At 57.5% G+C, this 20,382-nt stretch carries 25 protein-coding genes; 3 read left to right on the plus strand and 22 right to left on the minus strand.

Annotated elements, in window-relative coordinates; translation table 11 throughout:
* Positions 1–115: 115 nt before the first annotated feature.
* The 5 genes from KBY99_RS00460 to KBY99_RS00480 all read right to left on the minus strand — a co-directional run bounded on the left by KBY99_RS00460 (position 116) and on the right by KBY99_RS00480 (position 3,410).
* Entirely contained in the window at positions 116–910 is a 795-nt protein-coding gene (locus tag KBY99_RS00460; protein ID WP_254996672.1) for a hypothetical protein, read from the minus strand.
* Between the two features lie 13 nt (positions 911–923).
* Entirely contained in the window at positions 924–1,532 is a 609-nt protein-coding gene (locus KBY99_RS00465) for a hypothetical protein (protein WP_254996673.1), read from the minus strand.
* A 5-nt stretch (positions 1,533–1,537) separates the two neighbouring features.
* Positions 1,538–1,975 (minus strand): hypothetical protein, encoded by a 438-nt coding sequence (locus tag KBY99_RS00470; RefSeq protein ID WP_254996674.1) that lies wholly within the window; start codon positions 1,973–1,975, stop codon positions 1,538–1,540.
* A gap of 11 nt (positions 1,976–1,986) precedes the next feature.
* Positions 1,987–2,922: a major capsid protein gene (locus KBY99_RS00475; protein WP_254996675.1), complete on the minus strand. Its 936-nt coding sequence runs from the start codon at positions 2,920–2,922 to the stop codon at positions 1,987–1,989.
* A gap of 83 nt (positions 2,923–3,005) precedes the next feature.
* Positions 3,006–3,410 (minus strand): hypothetical protein, encoded by a 405-nt coding sequence (locus KBY99_RS00480; RefSeq protein ID WP_254996677.1) that lies wholly within the window; start codon positions 3,408–3,410, stop codon positions 3,006–3,008.
* Between the two features lie 84 nt (positions 3,411–3,494).
* Between KBY99_RS00480 and KBY99_RS00485 the strand changes: the two genes are divergently transcribed.
* Both KBY99_RS00485 and KBY99_RS00490 read left to right on the plus strand, forming a co-directional pair.
* Complete coding sequence (locus KBY99_RS00485) at positions 3,495–4,247, plus strand: C39 family peptidase (protein ID WP_254996678.1); 753 nt, start codon at positions 3,495–3,497, stop codon at positions 4,245–4,247.
* Positions 4,248–4,257: 10 nt separating this feature from the next.
* On the plus strand, positions 4,258–4,542 hold the full coding sequence (locus tag KBY99_RS00490) for a hypothetical protein (RefSeq protein ID WP_254996679.1): 285 nt from the start codon (positions 4,258–4,260) through the stop codon (positions 4,540–4,542).
* Positions 4,543–4,683: 141 nt separating this feature from the next.
* Here KBY99_RS00490 and KBY99_RS00495 read toward each other — a convergent pair whose 3' ends face one another.
* From KBY99_RS00495 to KBY99_RS00510, 4 genes are all read right to left on the minus strand, one after another.
* On the minus strand, positions 4,684–4,965 hold the full coding sequence (locus tag KBY99_RS00495) for a hypothetical protein (protein WP_254996680.1): 282 nt from the start codon (positions 4,963–4,965) through the stop codon (positions 4,684–4,686).
* A 17-nt stretch (positions 4,966–4,982) separates the two neighbouring features.
* Positions 4,983–5,846: a hypothetical protein gene (locus KBY99_RS00500; RefSeq protein ID WP_254996681.1), complete on the minus strand. Its 864-nt coding sequence runs from the start codon at positions 5,844–5,846 to the stop codon at positions 4,983–4,985.
* 1,042 nt (positions 5,847–6,888) lie between these two features.
* On the minus strand, positions 6,889–7,686 hold the full coding sequence (locus KBY99_RS00505; RefSeq protein WP_254996682.1) for a hypothetical protein: 798 nt from the start codon (positions 7,684–7,686) through the stop codon (positions 6,889–6,891).
* A gap of 471 nt (positions 7,687–8,157) precedes the next feature.
* Positions 8,158–8,379, minus strand: coding sequence for a hypothetical protein (locus KBY99_RS00510; protein ID WP_254996684.1), 222 nt, complete (start codon positions 8,377–8,379; stop codon positions 8,158–8,160).
* Positions 8,380–8,419: 40 nt separating this feature from the next.
* On the opposite strand from KBY99_RS00510, the gene KBY99_RS00515 reads away from it, so the two are divergent.
* Positions 8,420–9,562 (plus strand): LysM peptidoglycan-binding domain-containing protein, encoded by a 1,143-nt coding sequence (locus tag KBY99_RS00515; RefSeq protein WP_254996685.1) that lies wholly within the window; start codon positions 8,420–8,422, stop codon positions 9,560–9,562.
* 200 nt (positions 9,563–9,762) lie between these two features.
* On the opposite strand, the gene KBY99_RS00520 is transcribed toward KBY99_RS00515, so the two are convergent.
* From KBY99_RS00520 to KBY99_RS00580, 13 genes are all read right to left on the minus strand, one after another.
* Complete coding sequence (locus KBY99_RS00520; RefSeq protein WP_254996686.1) at positions 9,763–10,326, minus strand: hypothetical protein; 564 nt, start codon at positions 10,324–10,326, stop codon at positions 9,763–9,765.
* Between the two features lie 9 nt (positions 10,327–10,335).
* A complete protein-coding gene (locus tag KBY99_RS00525; protein WP_254996687.1) occupies positions 10,336–10,839 on the minus strand; it encodes a hypothetical protein in 504 nt (167 codons plus the stop codon).
* Positions 10,836–12,239: a DUF4055 domain-containing protein gene (locus KBY99_RS00530; protein WP_254996689.1), complete on the minus strand. Its 1,404-nt coding sequence runs from the start codon at positions 12,237–12,239 to the stop codon at positions 10,836–10,838. The genes KBY99_RS00525 and KBY99_RS00530 overlap by 4 nt, the downstream gene beginning before the upstream one ends.
* Before the next feature lie 227 nt (positions 12,240–12,466).
* On the minus strand, positions 12,467–12,667 hold the full coding sequence (locus KBY99_RS00535) for a hypothetical protein (protein WP_254996690.1): 201 nt from the start codon (positions 12,665–12,667) through the stop codon (positions 12,467–12,469).
* Between the two features lie 21 nt (positions 12,668–12,688).
* Positions 12,689–13,291 (minus strand): hypothetical protein, encoded by a 603-nt coding sequence (locus KBY99_RS00540; protein ID WP_254996691.1) that lies wholly within the window; start codon positions 13,289–13,291, stop codon positions 12,689–12,691.
* A 179-nt stretch (positions 13,292–13,470) separates the two neighbouring features.
* Positions 13,471–14,223, minus strand: a complete 753-nt coding sequence (locus KBY99_RS00545) for a hypothetical protein (RefSeq protein WP_254996692.1) — start codon at positions 14,221–14,223, stop codon at positions 13,471–13,473.
* Positions 14,224–14,225: 2 nt separating this feature from the next.
* Positions 14,226–14,780, minus strand: a complete 555-nt coding sequence (locus tag KBY99_RS00550; protein ID WP_254996693.1) for a COP23 domain-containing protein — start codon at positions 14,778–14,780, stop codon at positions 14,226–14,228.
* Between the two features lie 101 nt (positions 14,781–14,881).
* On the minus strand, positions 14,882–16,309 hold the full coding sequence (locus tag KBY99_RS00555) for a tetratricopeptide repeat-containing serine protease family protein (protein ID WP_254996694.1): 1,428 nt from the start codon (positions 16,307–16,309) through the stop codon (positions 14,882–14,884).
* On the minus strand, positions 16,306–16,674 hold the full coding sequence (locus KBY99_RS00560) for a hypothetical protein (RefSeq protein WP_254996695.1): 369 nt from the start codon (positions 16,672–16,674) through the stop codon (positions 16,306–16,308). The genes KBY99_RS00555 and KBY99_RS00560 overlap by 4 nt, the downstream gene beginning before the upstream one ends.
* Before the next feature lie 535 nt (positions 16,675–17,209).
* The gene (locus KBY99_RS00565) at positions 17,210–17,641 is read right to left on the minus strand and encodes a hypothetical protein (protein WP_254996696.1); all 432 of its coding nucleotides are present in this window, start codon (positions 17,639–17,641) and stop codon (positions 17,210–17,212) included.
* 30 nt (positions 17,642–17,671) lie between these two features.
* On the minus strand, positions 17,672–18,151 hold the full coding sequence (locus KBY99_RS00570; RefSeq protein ID WP_254996698.1) for a sigma-70 family RNA polymerase sigma factor: 480 nt from the start codon (positions 18,149–18,151) through the stop codon (positions 17,672–17,674).
* A 38-nt stretch (positions 18,152–18,189) separates the two neighbouring features.
* Positions 18,190–19,845, minus strand: a complete 1,656-nt coding sequence (locus KBY99_RS00575; RefSeq protein ID WP_254996700.1) for a terminase — start codon at positions 19,843–19,845, stop codon at positions 18,190–18,192.
* Positions 19,845–20,378, minus strand: a complete 534-nt coding sequence (locus KBY99_RS00580) for a hypothetical protein (RefSeq protein ID WP_254996702.1) — start codon at positions 20,376–20,378, stop codon at positions 19,845–19,847. Before KBY99_RS00580 ends, KBY99_RS00575 begins: the two co-directional genes overlap by 1 nt.
* Positions 20,379–20,382: the final 4 nt, after the last annotated feature.

Raw genomic sequence — 20,382 nt, forward strand, 5'->3', positions numbered from 1 at the left:
AACAAGGTTCAAGCTCTGGTTCCAGGGCATCAATCAGCTGCAACGTTGCCGCGCGCACCTAGCGGTGCGAATTTGCTGAGCGCACCTAGCGGTGCGACCTACTCGCTATTGCCGATCAAACCTCCAGCACATAAAAGTTGCCGCTGAGGTTGTCCAGGTAGTAGTCACCGGGATTAGCACCACTGAGGGTTACCGGCGGTGGTCCAGCACCGTTAAACCAAACCGTTCCACCACTGCCGCCTGGCGGTATGGCCCAGGTGCCATCAGCGCAAAGGAACAAGGAGCTGGATCCATCGCTGGCTGGCACACCACCAGCACTGCCGCCGCCACTCCATCGCGTCAGGCTCCACTGCTGGGTTGTGCTGCCGTCGTAGGCAGCGCCACTAAGGCCAGCACCAGGGATCAAGGGCAGCACCGTGCCCGGGCCAGGAGTTGGACCAGGACCAGGTGCTGGCGGTTCGGGTGACCAAATCGAGCAGCCCGCCAAGCTCACCAGCAGGGCGGCAGTGATGCCATTGCCGCTCAGCTCAGCGGTGATCGTGTAGTCGCTGCGGCTGGCGTAGCCATGCCTTAGTCGGGCATTGCCGTCGCCGCCAACCGGCCAGGGCAGGGTCTCCGTCACCCCATCACCCCAGTCCACCGTCACCGTATTGGGGGGCGTGTGGCGTGGGTTGAGTAGCAGCTCGATCGGAATCAAGCCGCCGGACTCCTTACCAGCCGGCTGCCAGTTCAGCTCCAGATCAGCCGCCGGGATCGGCGCACGCCCAAACCCCAGCTGCTCCCAGCGCTGAACCTCATTGGGCGGCACCCAGATCGGATGACCCGGGCAACCCACAGGCGGCAGCAGGCGAATCAGCTGCGCGCGGATGCCGCTGCTGCTGATCGCCGGGGTGCGCAAGCTCAGGGACATGCGGTGCTCCTCCTCAGATCAGCGGGTCATCCAGCAGCTCATCAGGCAGGGGCTCATCGCTCTCCGGCTGGAGCAGCGGTTCTGACCCTGATGCAGCAGCAGGGGTAAGGGCGTTTTGGGTTTCCAGTGCGATGGCCTGCTCGATCAGCTCCGCCTTGGTCTGGCTGCCATCGAGCTCCACGCCATAGACGCTCGAGCAGTGCTCAATGATCTGGGCCTTGGTCATCGCTTGGAAGGTCGCACCGAGAGGTGCGCTCAGTGAATCGGCACCGAGAGGTGCGCTCAGTGAATCGGCACGGAAAGGTGCGCTCTGCAGCTCGGTGCTCGCTGCTGCCGGTTGCATTTCCACCTCCACTTCGTCCAGCAATGGATTGGCATCGCTTGGGGGTGCCACGTCCAGCTCCAACGCCGGCTCCTGAGAAGGCAGCGCAGTTGTCTGCGGCTCCGGCAGCCTGGGCTCCGGCGCTATCAGACCTGCTGCCGGTTGCAACTGCCAGCCCAGGCTCTGCCAGCCGCCCAGATGCACCGGCCAGATGAATCGGTAGCTGCCCCCCCGCACGATCCGCACCATCCCCTCGGGAATGGCGGGGTCAGTGAGGTCATGGCGAACAAGAGTCGACATGGCGCTCAGGCGGGGATGGTGGCGGTCAGGCCCACGTGCATCCCCTCCGGGGTCTCGGGGGTGACGAGTGCCTTGGCAAAGCAGACCGCCGGCAGGTCCACATCCGCCAGGTCAGCAACGTTGAGCTGGATGTCACGCCCGCTGATGAACGCCTCCACCCGGCCGCCTTCTGCCGGTAGGGCGACGGTGGCGGCCGTGAGCCAGCTGCCGGTTGTGCCATCGCGCAGCACCGGCGCCAGCTGCAGTTCCACCTCCACCGGGCCTTGGGCTCCGGGGTGGGAGACCACCAGCGAGAAGCGCGACGCTGCATCGAGCTTGGTGTTCAGCAGCACCTCATCACCTGCGATGTAGGTGCGCTCGCTGTTGCGAATCGCGCTGCGGTTGGTCCAACCCACCAGGGTGGTCTCCGCATCAATCAAAGGGTTGCCGTTTGCGTAGGTCATCGGTGATCTCCTCAGGCCCCAGCGGGTGTGATGTTGAACAGCCGGCCGCTCGCACGCGGATGCAGCACGGCAAAGCCCACGTACCAATCGACGCGGGTGCGGAACACCGGGGCATCGGGCACCTCGCCCAGATCCCGCACCGAAATGCCATACCGACCCTGGAAGGGGCCCTGCAAACCGGTGACGCCTTGATCACCAAAGGTGCAGCAGTAGATCGAGCTGGTGCCGCCCGCCTCGTCGTAACCCATCACCTCGACGCCCTGGGCATCGCGGTCCACCGTCAAGATGTCGCAGTCCTGGTACCGGTGCACCGTCATCCCGTAGGAGTTGGTGCTGGTCTGATACACCCCGCCGCCCATGGTGGAGCGTGCCAGGGCATTGAGCTGGCGGCGCATCGCCTTGCTCATCACCAGCACCTTGCTGCCGCCGTAGGCATTCACCGAATCGATCAGCTCATCGAGGCGATCAAAATCAAGCGGGGCCCCGGCAGCTCCGGCGCCAGCACTGTTGTCGATCGCCATTGCATCACCGGGCTGCAGGCGCTTGCTCAGCCCGTCAAAGGCCCGCGGGTTGGCGCTGGTGTCGCCGTTGATCACCGTCGCCTCCAAGGTCAGACGCATGGAGCGCACCTTCATCTCGATCTGGCTGGCACGGGCCTCAGGGCCCATCAGGTCAACGATCGAGCGGTCCACATCCACGTCACCACCAAAGAGGTGCACCGCCTCTGCGCGCTGATCCACCACGCCATAGCTCTGGGTGTAGCCCTCATTGACGGCACGGAAGCCGACTGAGGGCAGTTCCTGCTCGGCGGAATAAAACAGGCCACTGCCGGCGATGTTCATGAACGGCAGCCGGGCGAGCAGTTCGCCCTCTGAAAACGTCTTGAGCACAGCTAAGTGCTCAAGACGGTTCTCGTATTTGGCTGCCTCGATCAGGGTGAGGCCCATGGCACAGGGGGCAGCGCCCCGAGGAGGTCAGGGGCTATTGCCGACCACCTGGCCACAGCGGCGCAACCCGTTCTCGCCTCTCCTCAGAGTTGCTCCAGCGGGGTCTGCCGGCCTGGAAGTGTTTCGATCGCTAGTCGTCTGCTGCTCTGGTAGCTCTCGAAAAACAGCCCCATCACCAGCCCGATCAAGGAGCGCGGACGCTTGCGTTCAGGAGCGGCCGAACTCCAGAGCCCACAGCTGATCAACCAACGCTTGATCGCTTCTACACAACGTCCGCGGCGACTGGCCAGCCAGAGGGAACGCTCAAGTTGTCGCCTCCTGGACTGGCGACGTTGGTGGATCTCATTCATCACGATGCCGTGCAGCTCCCATTCCACAGAGTTGCCACACTTCTCCCTGTAGTGGGCATCAAGCTCCAGCAGCTTCTCGTCAGCGAGATTTAGCGCAAATTGGCAGTACTGCTCGTGGCTCTCAGGAGTGAGGCACATAAACACTTAAACGACCTGCTCCCAGTCTGAGCTCAAAGCAGTGGAGTGGTGGTGCGGCAACAGCAAAGGACTGCCCTGCTGTTCATGTCCGCAACTCCGACTGCCACTCCTGCTGCCCAGGCACCGTTCACAGCTGAGCGCTGGCAGCAGTTTTGGGATGCCTGGAAGTCAGAGCCCCAGCAACTCGAGGGCATCGAGCAGTTGCGGCTCGCCGTGATCAGTGCTGACCCGGCGATCCTCAATGAGGCAGCCCCCTGGCGGCAGAGCTTCTCATCGGCACCACCAGCACCCCCCGCTCCAGAGACATCAGCCCATGCCAATCCCCTGCCGGTGGCCTGGGAGAACCAGAACGACAACGCCTCCGGCACCGGCTACCGCGAGTGCTTCTCCAGCAGCTGCGCCATGCTCGCCCGCTTCTGGGGCAAGGTCGGCTCCGACGATGAATACAACGTCATCCGTGCCAAATACGGCGACAGCACAAGTGCAGAGGCCCAGCTCTCGGCCTTGCGCTCCCTGGGGCTAACGGCGAACTTCGCGACCAATGGAGATCGAGCAGCACTGGAGCAACAGATCAACCTGGGACGGCCAGTGGCCGTGGGCTGGCTGCATCACGGTTCTGTATCTGCTCCATCAGGTGGGGGCCACTGGAGTGTGGTGATCGGTTTCACCGAGGCAGTGGCCATTCACAACGACCCCAATGGAGAAGCTGATCTAGTCGCAGGTGGTTACACCGCCAACACCAACGGTGCAGGCCAGCACTACAGCTGGAAGAACTGGCAGCCCCGTTGGGAGGCTGATGGCAATGGCACCGGCTGGCTGCTCACCTGCCATCCCTGAGCAGCAGGCCATGGCAGAAGCACCGCCGCCGCTCACACCACTGCCGCCACCCCGGCCACCGTTTGATCGTGAGCGCTTTGTCTTTAAGACCCTGGCGGTGGTGATCTCCGCCCAGCTGCTGGTCTACGGGCTGGCTGCCGGAATCTGCGGCCAGCGATCTATGGCTGGCCGTGCCGTCGGCCAGGTATGCCCCGGCACGCTGGAGCAGCTGCAGGGAGGCTTTGATTCCACCCTCAACCTGCTGCTGGCGCTGTTGGGGGGAGCGGCCATCTCAAGGGTGGGGCCGCCACCTTGAACGCGAGCGGTCTTCTGCTTTTACGGCCTGGTCCGCAGCACCAGCCAAACAATCAGCAGGATGCTGCCGGGTGCTCACCGCCGTAAAGATCCAGTCGGCGTAGGGCGTCATGGGCCTTGGCATAGGGGTTGAGTCCTGGCGTCACAACCAGCTGCGGTAGAGGCTGCGCTGGCGTCTGGCCGCTGTTCGTGCACCAGCAGTGCCGAACTGTGGACTCCTGCCGTCCTTGCGGCGACGCACCCAGACCCCTTTGCGGATCAGTCGACTGTCTGCGGCATTGGCCTGGCGGGCTGAGAGGAGGGTGCCGTACCCCGCCTTATGGCTGGCATGGGCTCTAGTGCGGGCCTGAGCAGCTGTGGCAGCCGGCACCACGGTGGCTGTCGAGCGGCGGCTCCAGAACACCAGGTAGTAGCGGCTGGCCATCGGCTGAACGGCTGTGCTCAGCGACGTGGGCTGCGGCCGTTGGTGACAAAGCCAGCGCGGTAAAGCTCACTTGCACTCATCGCCTGGGGGTTGAGCACCTCGCCAAAGCCACCGGCCGCCGCAGGTGCTACTCCCAGCCCTGGGCTGCCGGTCATGGCACCGCGCTGTTGAAACAGGAAGCCGTAGACGGGGTGAATGCGCAGTTGATCGAGGAAGTCAGCGGTGCTCAGTGGCCGCCCGTCATCCCCCAGCAACGGTTGGCCCTGACTGTCCAGCGGTTCCAGCACATCGACACTGTCCTTGCTGGTGGTGAGCCGAAAGCTCTCGCCCAGCTGGCCCTTGAATACTTGGAAAAAGGTGCCGCGCCCATCGCCGCCGGTGCGGCCTTCTGCTTCTGAGAAAGCGCGCTCCAGCAGCCGCTCCTTGCGCAACTCCTGTACGCGCTCATGGGCCGCGTCGCGTTCCGCTGCAACGGCTGCCACCTTGCGAGCAGAGGCCTCTTCCATCTGACGTTCGCGCAGTTCCACCTGCTGCTCGAGCAGTTGCTTCTGGCGTTCGGCCTGCTGCAGGCGGGCGTATTCCTCGGGATTGATCTCCGAGAAGCGGGTCAGCTGCTGCCGTAGACCCCGCAGCTCTTTTTCAAGGTTGTTGCTGCGCCTGCGCTCGGCCTTGAGGGCATCGCCGAGGCCGTTACTGGGCTGGATCTCGCTGGCGCTGGGCTCATCTGCATCAGCCAGAGCGATGCCGACTTGGCGCTCAGCGGGTTGATAGTCAGCCGTGCTGTTGCTCTCTAGTTCAGCAGTCTCCTGGTGGTGCTGCTCAAACAGCTCGCTGCTCTCATCAGTTGCCCTGGAGCTGTTGTGCGTTGTGGTTGTGGCCATGACCCGTCTCGGCTGTCAGTGGAATCGGCAGCCCATCGCGGCGCTGCCATTCCCTGTTGCCGAGGCGACAGGTCAACTATTCAAGTAGATCTACACCGTGCGAGTCGTCCATGTGGAGATACCGCTGCCGAAAAAGTCTTAGTCCTCCGTTAAGATGGGAAATTCAATTTGCAGGCCAAGCGCTAGTGCAACTGACCTGGATACCGCCAATCAGGTTCAATGCTGCAGGTATCTGGAAAGTGCAGTTGCTGGGCTGGATGTTCAGCAAGGGCCGGAAGGTTGAGAACCTGCGATAACAACAGATACGCCAGCTAGCTAGAGCTCTTAGCCGAAAGGGTTGTGGCTGTTCCAATTCACGGCCATAGTCATCAGGTCTGGACAGAGGGCCAATTCTCAATATTGAGATTCCGGCGAGAACCAGCCAAAAGGCAAACCCAAACTGGAGGATGGGTTGCAAAGCTCGATCTAAGCGCCAGCCTGACGGTGAGCTGGTGGCCGTCGGTCGTGGGAGGGCTCAGGGGCAAGCAAGAGGGCCTGCTCAGCAGCGGGTGGGCAACAGCATGGACTGAGATCGGCTAGGACTCACTGTTTATGGCTAGATGTAACCAGGCTTCTGGCGATACTTTGGGTTGGGTGTAGACCATCGCAGAACCGCAGGCATGAAATTCACCCCCTAGACCTATGCCATCGCTGCCATCTTGGCGATAGGGGGCACTGGTCGAGGTGTTCCCCAGAGCATTCGCCCCAACGCCATTGGTGACCAGGCCGGCACCAGCTGCCACTAGTACCGCTGCAGCCCCTTACTCGGCAGTTAAACGGATCAAGAAGTGCGCCTGAGACCTCATGGTTGAGCGGCAGCGTTGGTTCTTCGATGAGACAGATATAGCCACCACCGTCGACTCAAGGGTAGGCGTTTAAATGAGTTTAATGCTTTATGGTGCAGGGACTTTTGATTTTATCGGGTTTCATTGATTGAATCTTGGTTTTCTCGTGTAGTGAGAGCCTGGCAATCGCAATGACATGCTGATTGTCAACTGCTTTTTTAGCTACAGGCGCACAAAAGGCCCGCGTTCTTCGGCAGAAAACTATGATATAAAGCAATAAGTTCTTGCATCTCATTCGTGTAATTGCTATCCGCGTGCTCCGGATTTATTGCTTCCAGGTTGAGATAATTCACGCCTGATATTACCTTTACAAGGTCAAGGCATTCCAGAAGTCCTATAAGTTTCAAGCTAAATGCATCTGCTACTTCTTTTGATCCAAAATACAACTCTTGTGGTTCTAGATAAAAACTATATATTCTAGTGGTCACCAACTCTAAGGGAGTTTGCTGATTTCCATAGGCATCAATCACCTTGAGCAGGCAGTTTTCATCATTGTCAAGTAATTCACTAATTAGCTTTCCGTCGAGTTCACGATGGAGAGCAATGATGTAATCTAGGGCCTTAGTTTTCTCCGCCACTTGCAAATCATTAAGCCAATCACTGCACAGGAATCCATCAGTATTAATTTTATAAAGTGCCCCTATGTTGACAGAAGGGCCGTCCAAATCCAATGATCTATCTGTATCTTTGCTGAGTGGCTGTTCGCATTTTGATTGTAGATTTAATTGACCAGTCGTATCGCCCACCTCGATATTTCTATCTAAGTATTTCTTGATCCTTGTAATATTTATTTTGTACAACGGCCTATCGCGCGAATCAATGAGAAAATAATTGGAGACCCCAGCAAAGCTTTTCGCCTCTAGGTTTGCATTGCTCGGAATTGATATACCATCTTCTTTTGCAATGCGGATGGCAACGTCTAAAATCTTGGCGTGATTAGTAAAGTCATGTATCATAGATCGGCCGAAGAAGTGTAAGAGCTGTTACGGGAAGTCTGATTGTACCTATTCCTGCCATTAGCCCTCGTATGGAGGGAGTTGAGGGGGTTCCGGTTCTATGGCGCCTTGGTGCTCTGCAAGGAGGCGGAGGTATTTTCTGGACTTCACATCGGGGAGACCTGCTGCGGCCAGTAGCCCTAGTGGTCCAAATAAGAAGCCTTTAACCGCCCAGTCTATGGGGTTGTAACCCTTTGCTTCAGCCACCTGTTGGGTAAGATAGGCACACGCAAATGCCCCAACAATCAAAGGAAAAAGTAAGGGTCCGAGAAAATCAGCGTCCATTCACACAGGGCTTCTGAGCGGAGTATGGGCAGGTCTCCACAGAATGTCCACTGGTGCTTCGCATTGATTTGCTGCAATGCGTCGCAACTCTGCTTAAGGAGATCTAGCCGCATTGCAGGTGAAGCTCTGCGGCGATTCCTTGGCGGTTCAAGTACCGGGATCGCCTTCCTTGATCACCAGCGTGACCCGATGGCCAGGGAATAGCTCTTTGGCAGCCTTCAGGGCCTCGGCCTTATCAGCAGCTAAGACTGGCATCACAGTGATGCCTTCAGGCAGGTCCGCGATCACGTCGAACAACAGGGCCAATGCCGTCAGAGCTGTACCTGAACTGCCATGCTGCACGGTCAAGGTTGCATATTGATCAGCCATGCAAGCCGCTGCACTTCTTGCCAGGTCGGCTTTGCTCGCAATGCTGACCAATATCCCGCCACCCCTGCTGGGTGTTGAGCTGCCATCCGTGGTCGCAGCTCTTGACCCTGTCGTTATCCATAAGGCTTCTGTTGATGCTTTGATCACTGCCCTACCTGCTCCCAGCATCGACAAGATCTATGTCAGGGTGCGTTTGCCCATCAGCATCGAAGAACTATCCAGCTACCTCAAGCTCGATGAAGAGCGTTTGGCCAAGCTCAACGACGTCAACGAAGACCACCACTTCCGTCAAGGTGACTGGCTTGTTATTCCCAGCCAGCTCTCCCGTCAAGTACGACAGATTGCTCAGATTGATACCAGCGAACTGCGCCGCACTCCTCCTCTCCAGTTCTTGGCTCCTGTGGAGGAGCGCGCCACCGTCCGTTTTGGTGACACAGTCGTAAAGATTGCTCAGCGCTATGGATTGACCTTGCAAGAGCTGCTGCGTCTCAATCCGGGTCTAGAAACCGCAAGGCTTGTGGTGGGAAGTACGGTCCGCCTTTCGGAGCGCACCCGCCCCCAGCCGGCAATCGAGATGCCGCCAGCGACACCACCCGTGCCGCTGGCCGAGTCGTTACGGCTTGATCCGGCTGCCCTGCCAAGCCGGCCACCGGCCCCCTTTGATGCCTCTCTAGATGAACTCGTGCGGGATGGGGTGTTGAGTCCAGTGGAGCGGGCGCGGATCAGTTCAGGCTCTGGCATGAATCCCAGCGTGTCAGCCCACCAGCAGGCATGCGACGTAGGCGCCCTGTCTCAGCAGGAGTGCAACAGCGGATTGGTGGTGCGCTGGCGAGGGCTCCAGAACACTGTTAGTGGGCCGACTGTCAAACCATTAAGTCCAAACGAGCAAGCCCTACTTCAGCGCATTCGATCTAATAGCTACACGCCACAATGGCGTACCTATGGGCAGTGCAAATACGACTGGGCCGGGTGGAGGCTGAACTCAAATGGCACACGGACTACCGCAGCTGAATGTGGAGGCTCTGCAACGCGCTTGACGGTAGGGGTGAGCTGTGATCGCCTCTTGGTTGCTGGATACACAACTGCATCGGGGTGGAGCAAGTGGAGAGAGCCCGCTGGGCCGGGAAATAAGTCACGACAAGGAGAAGACGAGATGGTGGCTGCGCTCTGTGCAAACGTCTGAGTGCCGTGAGTGTTCATTCTCCCCAATGTGATCTTCGGTGAGTTGGCTCACAACTCCTAGTAGGCGTTGCTTGGCTATGTCCTCGTCAGTAGAAGAAGTCTTGGGTCATTCGTTTGCATGAGTTTGAGTTGGATGTACGGGTTTTTTAGGTTTTGCTCCTGCTGCTGGCTGAGGTATCAAGCAGGAGCCACAACCTCCCTTCACTCCAGCCGATTCGGCTTAAGCGTGCCAAACACCCGCTCACCAATCAGCGGCTGCACCAGGCCACCGATGCCGCCTGAGCCGTAGCTGGCACCAAACTCCAGCACCGTGAACAAGGTGCATTGGGCATAGGGATCGACATCCGCATCACCTGCGGCATTGAGCAGGGTTAGATCACCAAGCCAAATTGCGCCCTCGCAGGGAGTCACAACGGTTCTGCCAGCAGTGGAGACACGCCGGCCGTTCTGACTCCACTGCAGCTCCCTACTCAGCCAGATCGCACCAGGGTGCGGCGGCAGCCGGGTGGCACGACAGATCATTCCTTGAAAGGTGAAGTCACCGGTTTCAACACCAGGGCCGTTATCTCTGGCGGTGATGTAGCGGGAGCGCTCAAGAAAACACTCGAGAACGTGGCTGGCCACCACAGCAGAGGTGGTGTCACCAGGGATGGCGTTTTCGCCGAGCAGTAGCCGGGCATTGGCAAATGGCTGCAAGGGGGTGGGAGCCCACAGAGCTGCATTGCGCTGGTGCTTGCCACTGGTGAACTGGCGGGGGCTGATCATTGCCGGCGTTCAACCCCGCAGCAGGGCCGCGCTGCCAGTCATCCCTGCGGCAGCAGCTGTGAATTGAACCCAGCTGGGCAGTCCCGGCAGGAGCAGCAGAAGCTGGTCGCCGTAGCGGCGCCGCTGGTTAAGCAGGGCAGCCGCGCTGGAGCGGGGATTGGCGTAGACGGTTTCGCTTTCCTGGCGCAGCAGCCCCGTGTCGTAGGCGATCACGTCGGCTTTCTGCAGTGGGGCATCTCCGCCGGCTGCAACCGAACCAGCGATCGGGCCGGAGGAGGACTGTTTCTCGATTGCCTGCTCCTGATCAGGGCCAGGCGCCAGCAACTGCTGATCGATCAGGGCCACCGCATCGAGCAGGGCGCGGGCGCTAAGCATCCCAGCTGGGTGGTGGCGCTCCAAGTCCGCCATGGCCCGCCCGATGGCATCAAGGCAGGGAACTGTTGCCGGCAGGGCCAGCGCCTGGCGGATGGCTTCTTGATCTTGCGGTTGCCAGGTGCTGCTGGTGGTGGTCATGAAGATGCCGGGGCAATGCCGGCCAGATCCCCCAGCCATTGCCGCAGGGCCTGCTCGCTGATGATTCCCCGCTCCTGCAGCTGCAGCATCTCGGCCACAGTTGGCTGCGGCTTGGGTGCAGGGGCCAGCGGGCTGATCTCCACCAGCAAGGCAGGACCTTCCCAGTGGGGCAAAGCTTCTCCAGTGAGGGCGCACCAGTGCTCCAGCAGAGAAGAAAACATCGAGGCCTTCTGGATCGCCTGGCTCTGCAGCAGCGCATAGGCCTGGGAGGCCGCCATCGAGATTTCGGTCGCGGTGCGCGGTGCCCCCTGGGCGCCGGAGGGGATCAGGGCATCACGGCGCATGCCCTGATCCAGCGATTCCAGCCAGGCACGGTGTTCCGCCAGCGAGCGGGCCTGGATCTCCACGAACTGGAAGCTGGCGCCTTCCGGCAGGTCGATCACGCTATTGGGACCCAGCACCACCGGCTCGCCGGCAGAGCCGTCCCCACCCATGGGACCCTGCACACCGGTCCGCACCCCAACAGGTAGTGCTGTTCGGTACAGCAGCTCCTGGTAGTCGCTCTGGCAGCGGAAGTGGTTCAGGTATTGGTGCGCCAGCCCCAGATGCGGCAGATCCCCCTCGCCAAAGGCAGCGCCATCACTGGCGTACCAGATCAGCGGCAGCTGGCTGATCCCGCGGTAGTACTGCAGGCCGGTGCGCTGGCTACGCCAGCCGGACGGTGCCTGCGGATCGGCCACCAGCTCCATGGTTTCAATGGCCATGCCGTTGTCATCAAGAGCCGCTGATCCGTAGAGCCAGGGGTGCTGAGGCAGTTCGTCGGATAGGGGCTCTTGCTGGGTCTTGGGGTTGGGCAGCCTGAAGCTGATCGCGTCGGGCAGCGACTGGGGATCGGGCAGGTGCCAGTTGAGAACATCCCGCCGCTCCAGCAGCACAAGCCGCGGCAGCGATAAGCGGTCGCCGCTGCGCAGCGCCTGCTGCCGGTCGCCCTCGCTGGGCCAGAGGTGCGTTGGTGGCAGCACCCCAACCAGGGCCGCACCATCTCTGAGCACCAGCAGGTCGGCTCGCTCCAGGAACACACCCAGATCAGTGCCGCGTCCATCGACGTCACTGATCACCGCCTGCAGCGAGGCCGGCAGTTCCCGCCAGTGGCTGGAGGCCAGCATCCCGGCAAAGGTGCGCAGGGCATCACGGAAGAAGCCCGACGGCAACGCCGCCTCCAGCCGGCGGCGGTAGGCGCTCTCGGGTTCGCGCTCGCCGCGGGGCAGGTAGTGCTCCTTTCGGTCTTCAAGCAGATTCCAGCAGTCGAGGACGAGAGCCAGACGCTCCTCAATAGTCAGCAGAGATGAATGGATCTGTGTCGGGCGTCCAGAATGGAGTGAGGATCCAAGGTTGAGCACATGGCCAGGGGCGCAGGTCCAACTCCTTTTGCCGCAGCACTTCTGCTTACGTGTGGTTGCGCAGTTTTTCCTCCAGCCTCTGCCGAGACGTCGTTGCCATTGGCAAACAACCAGGCCAAGACCTTTGACTGCAACGACTTCGGTGAAGTTCTGCTTATAGAAGACACCGCCCGGTGAGTCCCATAACAGCCTATCGATTTGACCTAAACTATCTAGAGATGGGTTGATTACTCCACCCACTTGCCCATTCGAGCATCCCACTCTTGGCCATGCTCAATTTGCGGAATCCAGTTTCCATCTTCATGGGGTAGTGCGTTTCCTTCCGGGAAGAGTTCAATCCTTTTTGGATGGTTGCCAAACTTTATTTGAAGCATGAGCCGCTCATCCATTATCTTCTTGTCGTGGCTAAATTGTGGTTTTAGATTCATTGTTGGTGGATGTCTGAAGGTTCATCTATCCTTGAGCTCAATCCGCTCAATAAGCTGTTGAAGCCGCTGGTCTTGCCTTTGTATTTGGCTTGTTAGAGATACCCCAAGGACACCCAGAGCAGTAAGCCATATAGCTGAGGTGAGCGCAACGGCCCTCCAGGGGAAGCTCTGTCCACAATCAGGAATCTCCTCCTCGTCTGAGGACTTCTTCGCTTTCTTGATCTTGGTGATCAGGACAGGTTCGACCTCTGGTTCCTCAAGGGTCAAGATCAATCTCAGCAGAGCATCTGGGGTAGCAGGCACGATTGCGCTTGTTGAGGCTTCAGAGCCCATTTGCTTGGTCAGTTCGTCTCTGCACTGGTTCAGGCCACCACCAGCCCAGAACAGGCCCCACGCCTTCTTATGGCGGTGAAGTACCACCCAACGATGGGGCCTCTTGTCGTTTCGGACTAGTTGGCATGCCTTCGCCAGTGACCAGGTCCTTCCAGCACTGACTGAGGGCTCTGAGCTGAGGAGGAGCCTTCCTTCCGGGTCCTTGTCATAGCCAGTGGCCAGCTCTAAAGCAAAGACATCAATGATCTGGACCTTGACCCCCTTTTGGTCAGGCGTCCATGTTGGACTCATGAAGAGCTGGGCCCCTCCAATCCTGTGGAGGCAGTCAGGGGTTAGGGAGTTGTCGGGCATACCATTTTCAAACGATAACTAGACAAATAAAATACAAATATTGGCACAAGAGCTCACCAGCTCTAATTAATCCCTGCAGCAGATTGGCAAGGCGAGCGAAGAAAATTACATCGCCATCCCTAGAATAGCCTGTAATTCTGATATGTGCGTGAGTCATTATACATAGATTGAAGCTCTAGGAGGCTGCGTTTGATCTCAGAGATGTTGCCCGAAGCGAGAACATCATTTAACATTGCAAGCTGGTTAGAGCGTAAATTCTTGGATGCCCAGGCCATGAGCTCCATAAAGGAGTTGCGTCCTCCGACAACCTCGAAAATGCTATTCGGAAGTGCAGGGGGTTCCCCAGTGCTGCTTTCGTGAGACTTCGGCTGCATGCATAGATTGACAAATAACTCTTTAACTTCACGCGCAGTCTTCAGCTCCATGTCAAACGCCTCTAGTTCCAATAACTTGTCTTCACCCTTATATTGATTAAGAATTTCGGCGTAGTGAGGGGCCTGTTCTTTAAGACCTCGTAGAAGTCTTGGATGATAAATATCTTTCCAAATTGGTCCGCCAGCACATGCCTGCATAACATGCGCAACTTCGTGGGCCAATACCTCCCACAAGGCGCTTGTGTCTTTCAGGTCAATATTATTAGTGCAAAAGACAAGCCTATCTCCAGTACCCTCCTTGTTAGGTGGAAGATAGAATCCAGATATTCTGGCCTCGCAATTGGAGGAAGTAAGTACCTTTGTGCCTGTTTGCTTGACCAGTCCAATCAATTCATCTAAGTCTTTTTCCGAATCAGCTTTGCTGGAAGCGGCGAAGATAGCATGACCAGCTAGTTGAGCAGAGAGAAGTAATAATGACAGGAGGCACTTTTTGCTCATGATTAAAACAAGGGGGTATTACTCCTTGGAGCCATGCTTGGACTAGTAGAACTTTGCCCTGCAAGTGATTGCGAATTACTAGTAATTAGTGAGTCAATGCTTAAATAGGGCCTTGAGGTCGTTTCCTCCAACGGAGCTGCATTCGGTTGGCTCCGAATATTGAAAAGATCCAAAAGCGTGCTCGCTGCATTTTGATCGGGCTTAAGCGTGTAGAGCAGACCTGCACAAGCCCCACCTTCACTTTTCGCTACGCAAATTGCAGGAAGACTATTTACTTGCCCTGTTGTAATAAACTCAAGAGAACCATCTGAATGATAAGACTGAAATCTTGCTGTGACTTCTTGGCAGCGCTTTAATGGGGGCCAACCAGAATTAGCAAAGGTGTTGCTTTTCCAAAAAATAATTGGGACTCGCTTCCCTTCCTTTGTTTGAACGACTGTTGCGGGAATGCCATTAATAGGCTGACAAGCAAAGCTGGCAGCCAATGCTGAACTCGCCCGGGCATTGCCACAGAGGCCAGCCAGCAGGAACAAAATAACCAGATTTACGTACTTCACGGTTCAGGTTTGGCAATGTTGATTTTAGCAGCAATAGTACAATTCGCCAGCTTTCATTCGCGACTCCAAAGCGCTTGGCGGCTTTGGATATGGAGAATGGCTCAAGGATTTGCTACATTTTTCTGTGCTCTGATCAACGAGAATTTGACATCATATCTTCTGGGGTCATCTGGTTTCAGTAGCTGGGTGGCCCTGGTCAAATCCTTGATTACCTCAGGATAGTTCTTTTTACTCTCAAAGACAACCGCTCTTTGGATGATTGCTTCTATATTTGATGGATCAATAAATAAGGCTTTGTTGGCATAAGTGATTGATTGACTATATTCCCCAAGGAACCAGCTCATCCTGGAGGCAGCAATGAGATCGTCAATATTTGTTGAGCCATTCTTTAATGCGTTTTCAAAGTCATTTAGAGCCTTATGCCATTCCTTTATGCTAGACCAAAGATGCCCCCGCAAACTATATGGACCTGGTTCTGTGGGTCGAATTGAACTGGCCCTGTCCCAGCATTCAATTCCGCTTGTAATGTCTTTGAGGTTCCAGTAGAGTAAGCATTCGGATCCAATTAAAAGGTATTTTAGGTTCGAGTCCTCGGCAAGCGAGTATGCCGAAGTATTGTCTTTCAAAGCATCTTTATATTGGTGAGCTGCTTGATACATGTCGCGGCGGAATATGTAAGCCCACGCCAACAATGCGTTGTCAGTGGTTAGATTTATCAACCTGGATGCTAGCCTTATGCCATATTCTCCACCACGATCTTTTTTGCTTCGCCAAAGGCGGGCTGTTTTGGCATAGTAGTCATCATATGTTACTGGTTCTTCGTTGTTGTGAGTAGCGTCCTTTCCTAGGAGGTGCAAAAGAAGATATTTAATCGGGACCCCATAGTTCACACCTGTTTTCATTATTGGCCCAATTCCATCTAAGGTAGTCTCGTTAAGCTCGCCTCTTCCGTGAACACCCACCACGTTCCCATATTTATCGACAACGGGCCCTCCACTCATTCCTGGGCTGGTTTCAATTTTGTAGAGCAATTGGTAACCTTCTTCAACGCCTACTTTCGCATTTGCAACAATATGCCCCTTGTTAAGAGCCAACTTCTTTGATGCAGCAAGAGGGTATCCGATCACCTCAGCGTCTTCTCCCATTCTCACATCTTCAGCTGATATTTCTGCTATCTTTAATCCATCGGGGCCGCGGAATCTAGCCAGGGCGATATCTACATTTCCGACTCGTATGATTGATTTTATCGGGATTCGATAGGATACTCCTGTATTTGTAACGGCGTAAAGCTCCTCACCCTCCCGAACTGAGCTGAGTACATGCCAAGCCGTTAGTAAAGTGTAAATATCACCGTTTTGGGCTACTAGTGTTCCACTACCTTGAACAGGCCCCTCAATTCTTACAACAGAGGCCGGATTAAAAGTGCCTGCTTTTGCCTTTGCCCATGCAAGCTCGGCAGAGCAGCACAAAATTAATACTCCTAATAAGTTCCATGTATTTAATTTTGCTCTTCTCAAAGCTCTAATCAATTTTTTCTCTCCTTAGGGGCGTAGTACACCAATATTCTGTTAAGCCTTATCATCGTTTCTTTATCCATTGATTTAAATTCACATTTTTCATCCAGAAAGCCTCCTGCCGAAACTATGGTCACTGCCGTCCGCCCCTTCTCGCTCTTAATGTAGCTTTCGGCATGAGTCAAATTGTTCCTTTCTAAAAAATACTTTGTCATTGGATCTCTCTCCTTTTCTGGCTCTTTTCCTGTTCTAATGAGGCAGTCGACGATGGCGGACAACCCTATGGCCTTTCCCATCTCCTGTTCTGTCATTGATAGTGCCGGTGGCTGGTCCAGAGCCAACAAGAATAATCCCCCAATAAAATAGTGAAGCAGCTTCATTTGGCCTTTTGTAATTATTTAAAGTCTACCATCTTTTGCCTTAGAGAGGTGCCGCCATGTTAACATTTGTATAAATTTGTTGTGCATGGATGCCTTGTGGTCTTCTCTGCTCATATGGACATTGTTATAACTTCCCCTGAATAGAAGATCGCCCCATCACTCTTGAAGCGGTCACTGATTTTGGTCTATTAGTGGATTTATTTTCCCAATGTTAGGTGCCTCGCCCGCTTCTCCAGGCTCCATAAGCGCTGTCGCGTACCCATCACGACTAATTATTCCCGATCGCAAATGGATCTTCGAAGGAAAGAAAGATGTTTTACGTGGAGGCCTTGCCCATTACTTTGAAGTGAACCCCTGGACCAATAGAGTTGGCGCACCAGGTTCAACTCTTGTAGCAGCGGCGCTTCAGGCTGATGTCCAAATGAATGCCCAGGGCACAATGCTCGAGGAATCATCAAAGCTTGTGCTGAGCGCAGAGCATTTCTCATGCAAGGAGTGAAATGGCAAGCCAGCAGCCAGGCGACCTGATCGCTGATTAGGGGCTAATTCCAGCCGCCTCCCTTGCATCGACTGGGCCTTGCACATCTTTTGCCGCGATGTGCTGGGGATACCCCAGCACCCAGCAGGGCACATAGTCAGGCTGCCCCAGAATGCAAGCATGGTATTGAGGATAGTCATCTGACATCACAAATGTATTGTCTTTTTCGTAAACCCAAAGACGAGGAAAATGTCCTTGCCGAGCCTGAGCAATTATCGCGGCGATGATTGCTTCTCCACCGGGAAGCATTAAGAAGTTGAACTCGGGCGCATAGGGGCGAATCAGCCTTAGCGGAATTGCTGCGAAATAGACCCGCAGGTCGCCTTGTATTGCCAATTTGAAGAGTGCATCGAATGTTGGATCCTGAGTAGCCGCAAAGGGGGCTTCCGCTCCTTTTGAATTCAGATCGGATGGGTTAACGCTTTGCATTGAACTGACGAGGGTTTATGAAATAGATCTTCAGGAGCCATCTTGTTCCGGAAAGGCCATCGCGACCACCCGCACCGAGCAGGCCGCTGCGATTTCGGCCCAGCGCGCTGGCGTGAGCCCGAGCTGCTGCGGAACCTGAGCTGGAGCCAGTCCCTGCCGCAGCAACTTCTGCCCCCTGGCATGCAGCTCTCGCCAGCGACCTGGCACTGAAATCAGAAAACCCTTATCGCGCAGGTAGTGGGTGATCTCACCGTTCACAAACGGCCTGGCGTAAGCGATGAAGTTGGAGCTGCTGCGGTTTACCCGCTTGCAGTCGTAGCGGCGTGAGGCCTTGATCAACCCAATTGCAGCAAGCTGCTCGAGGTCTTCTTTGGGATGGCCGGTGCGGCGGGCGTAGTTGCCCGCCACCTTGGCCGCAAAGTGCAGATGCTCCACCACCAGAGCATCAGCAGCGCCGTGGGGCGAACGGCAGGGTCGCTGACGGCAGTGTTTTGGGGAGGTAGGGCTCATGGCAGGGCGGCAGTGAGGGGAGGGGGGCTTTGCCTCCATCAGCGGGAGAAGAGCAGCGGTCTTGCGGCACTGCTGCCGCTGCCGCGCCAGTGCTGGTTTTGCAGCCAGATCACCCCCTGGCAGAAGGCATCCACCAGGTCGTCATGGGCGGCGTTGGGAAAACCCAGCAGCTCAGTGATCAAGTCGTCATTGCCCGCGCAAAAGCCCAGTTGGCCGGCCTCAAGCAAGGGGGCGACGGCATGGGCGCGGCTGACCTTGCTGCCTACTGGCCGCACTGCGATCAGTCCAGGGATCTGGCGTTGGAGCAGCTGACAGACCGCCGGGCCGTTAGCGGCGTCCTCAACCAGCACGGCATCGGGCGTGAAGCCCCGCTGGTTGAGATCAGCCAGGGTGTGGGTGAGAAACTTCACTACCCCCGGTAGATCGAGGCGCTGGTGCTGGCTCCACAGCACGGTGATCGCACCACCTGCGGCCTCGTCTGCCGCCGGACTAGTTGGCACGTGCGCAGTGGATGACGCTCTAGGTGGCAGCAGTGCCGCGCTGCGGTGCAGCTGCAGGCCCTGGGCCAAGGCGTCTCCGGCTGGATGACGACTGATGCAGTTGCTGTGAAGCCCCAGCAGGACAAAGCCGCAGTAGTCGTTCCCATCCCCACCCTTGAAGCTCAGATCGCAGCTGAGCACCAAGGGCGCATAGGGCTTCTGCTGGGTGTGTCCGGATCGCAGCTGCGCTGGCAGGGTGTGGCGGACCCACTGGCGCTGGAACAGCAGGCCCTCCGCCGGGGAAGGCCGCTGCTGGTAGAGCGCGTTCCACCAGTAGCTGCCAGCGCGGATGCGGATCTGCTCGAGCTCAGAGAGCGGGAAGCGCTCCGGGCAGAGCGGTTCACCGGTTTGGCGCCAGTCCGGCTCAACGGTGCAGGTGGCCGGGAACTGCAGCTGCTGCTTGGGGGGTTCACAGGTGGCCGGCAGGTTGAGCACATGCCAGGCCTGCGGTGCATCGCCGCTCTCCTGCTCCAGCAGCCAACCGATCAGATCGTCCTGGTGCCAGCGGGTCAGCACGACCACCTGGGCACCCGCTGCGGCGCCGTTCACCCCTGGTTCTGCTCTAGTCAGCCAGACGGATTGGAACCACTCGATCAGCTTCTGGCGTTGAGCTGCGGAGTTGGCATCTTCTGGGCCCTTGTAGGGGTCATCGATGATCCCCAGCGCGTAGCCCTTGCCCGTGAAAGGTCCGCGCACACCGGCAGCGATGCAGCCGCCGCGCTCGGGGGTTAGCCAGTTGCCCACCGCGGTGGAGTCTTTTGAGAGGGGATGACCAACCGCGCGGTAGTAGAGGCGAGCTTCTCGGCTATGGGCATAGGCCAGCTCGGCTGAATAGGAAGCAATGGCGCAGAAGCGTGTTGGGTAGCGGCTCACCCAGTAGGCGGGAAACAGCTTGGAAACCAGGAGCGATTTCCCCAGCCTTGGAGGACAGCAGACGATCAGGCGATTGAGCTGGCCATCAGCAACGCGTTGCAGCAGTGCGATCAGTCGCTCGGCCCAGGTGTGGAAGGCGTAGCCGGGATAAGCGGCCACGATGAAGTCACGAAAGCTCTGCTGGCCCTGCTGCTGGGTTTGGCTGCGGTTGGGATCAGGAACATCCAGCAGGCCCCAGTCAGCCCAGAGGTCGGTGGCCGGATCTAGGAGCAGGCCTGCCATCAGAGCCTTCTCCCGGGCAGCGATTCAGGTGGCTTGAGTGGTGCGCGCAGCATCCCGCCGATCTCGGCGATCACCCGGAAGGCACCAACGGCAGCGCTGAACTGCTCAGCCTCCATGGCGCGGCGGGCGCACTCATTGAGGGCAAAGATCTGCTCAGCCTGATGGCGGCGCCGGTCGGTGATCAGCTCCTCCACCATCCGCTCGCGGGCGAGGTCGAGGTAGCGATTGAGCGTTTTGACGTTGTTCACCCCCCAGCTCTGGCCCGCTTTCGCCCTGATTTCCACCAAAGGAAGCCGCTGCGCGATCCAGAGCTGGGCTTCCGCGATGCGCCGCTCCACCTCCCCGGCAGTGGCCCTGGGGGTCTGGGCGTGATGGGGTGAACGCCGCGGCGGGTTGGTCTGACTGATCGGCCGGCTTGGGTCTACCGCCACCGGCTCCCACACCGCTTCTCCATCGGAGTCCTGCTCAGCTGGTGCGGAGCGCAGCTCCTCCACCGGATCAGCAGCGCTGAAGTTGTGGGCGCGCGGCGGCATCAGC

It is taken from the genome of Cyanobium sp. Maggiore-St4-Cus (assembly GCF_024345615.1).
Taxonomy (GTDB): domain Bacteria; phylum Cyanobacteriota; class Cyanobacteriia; order PCC-6307; family Cyanobiaceae; genus Cyanobium_A; species Cyanobium_A usitatum.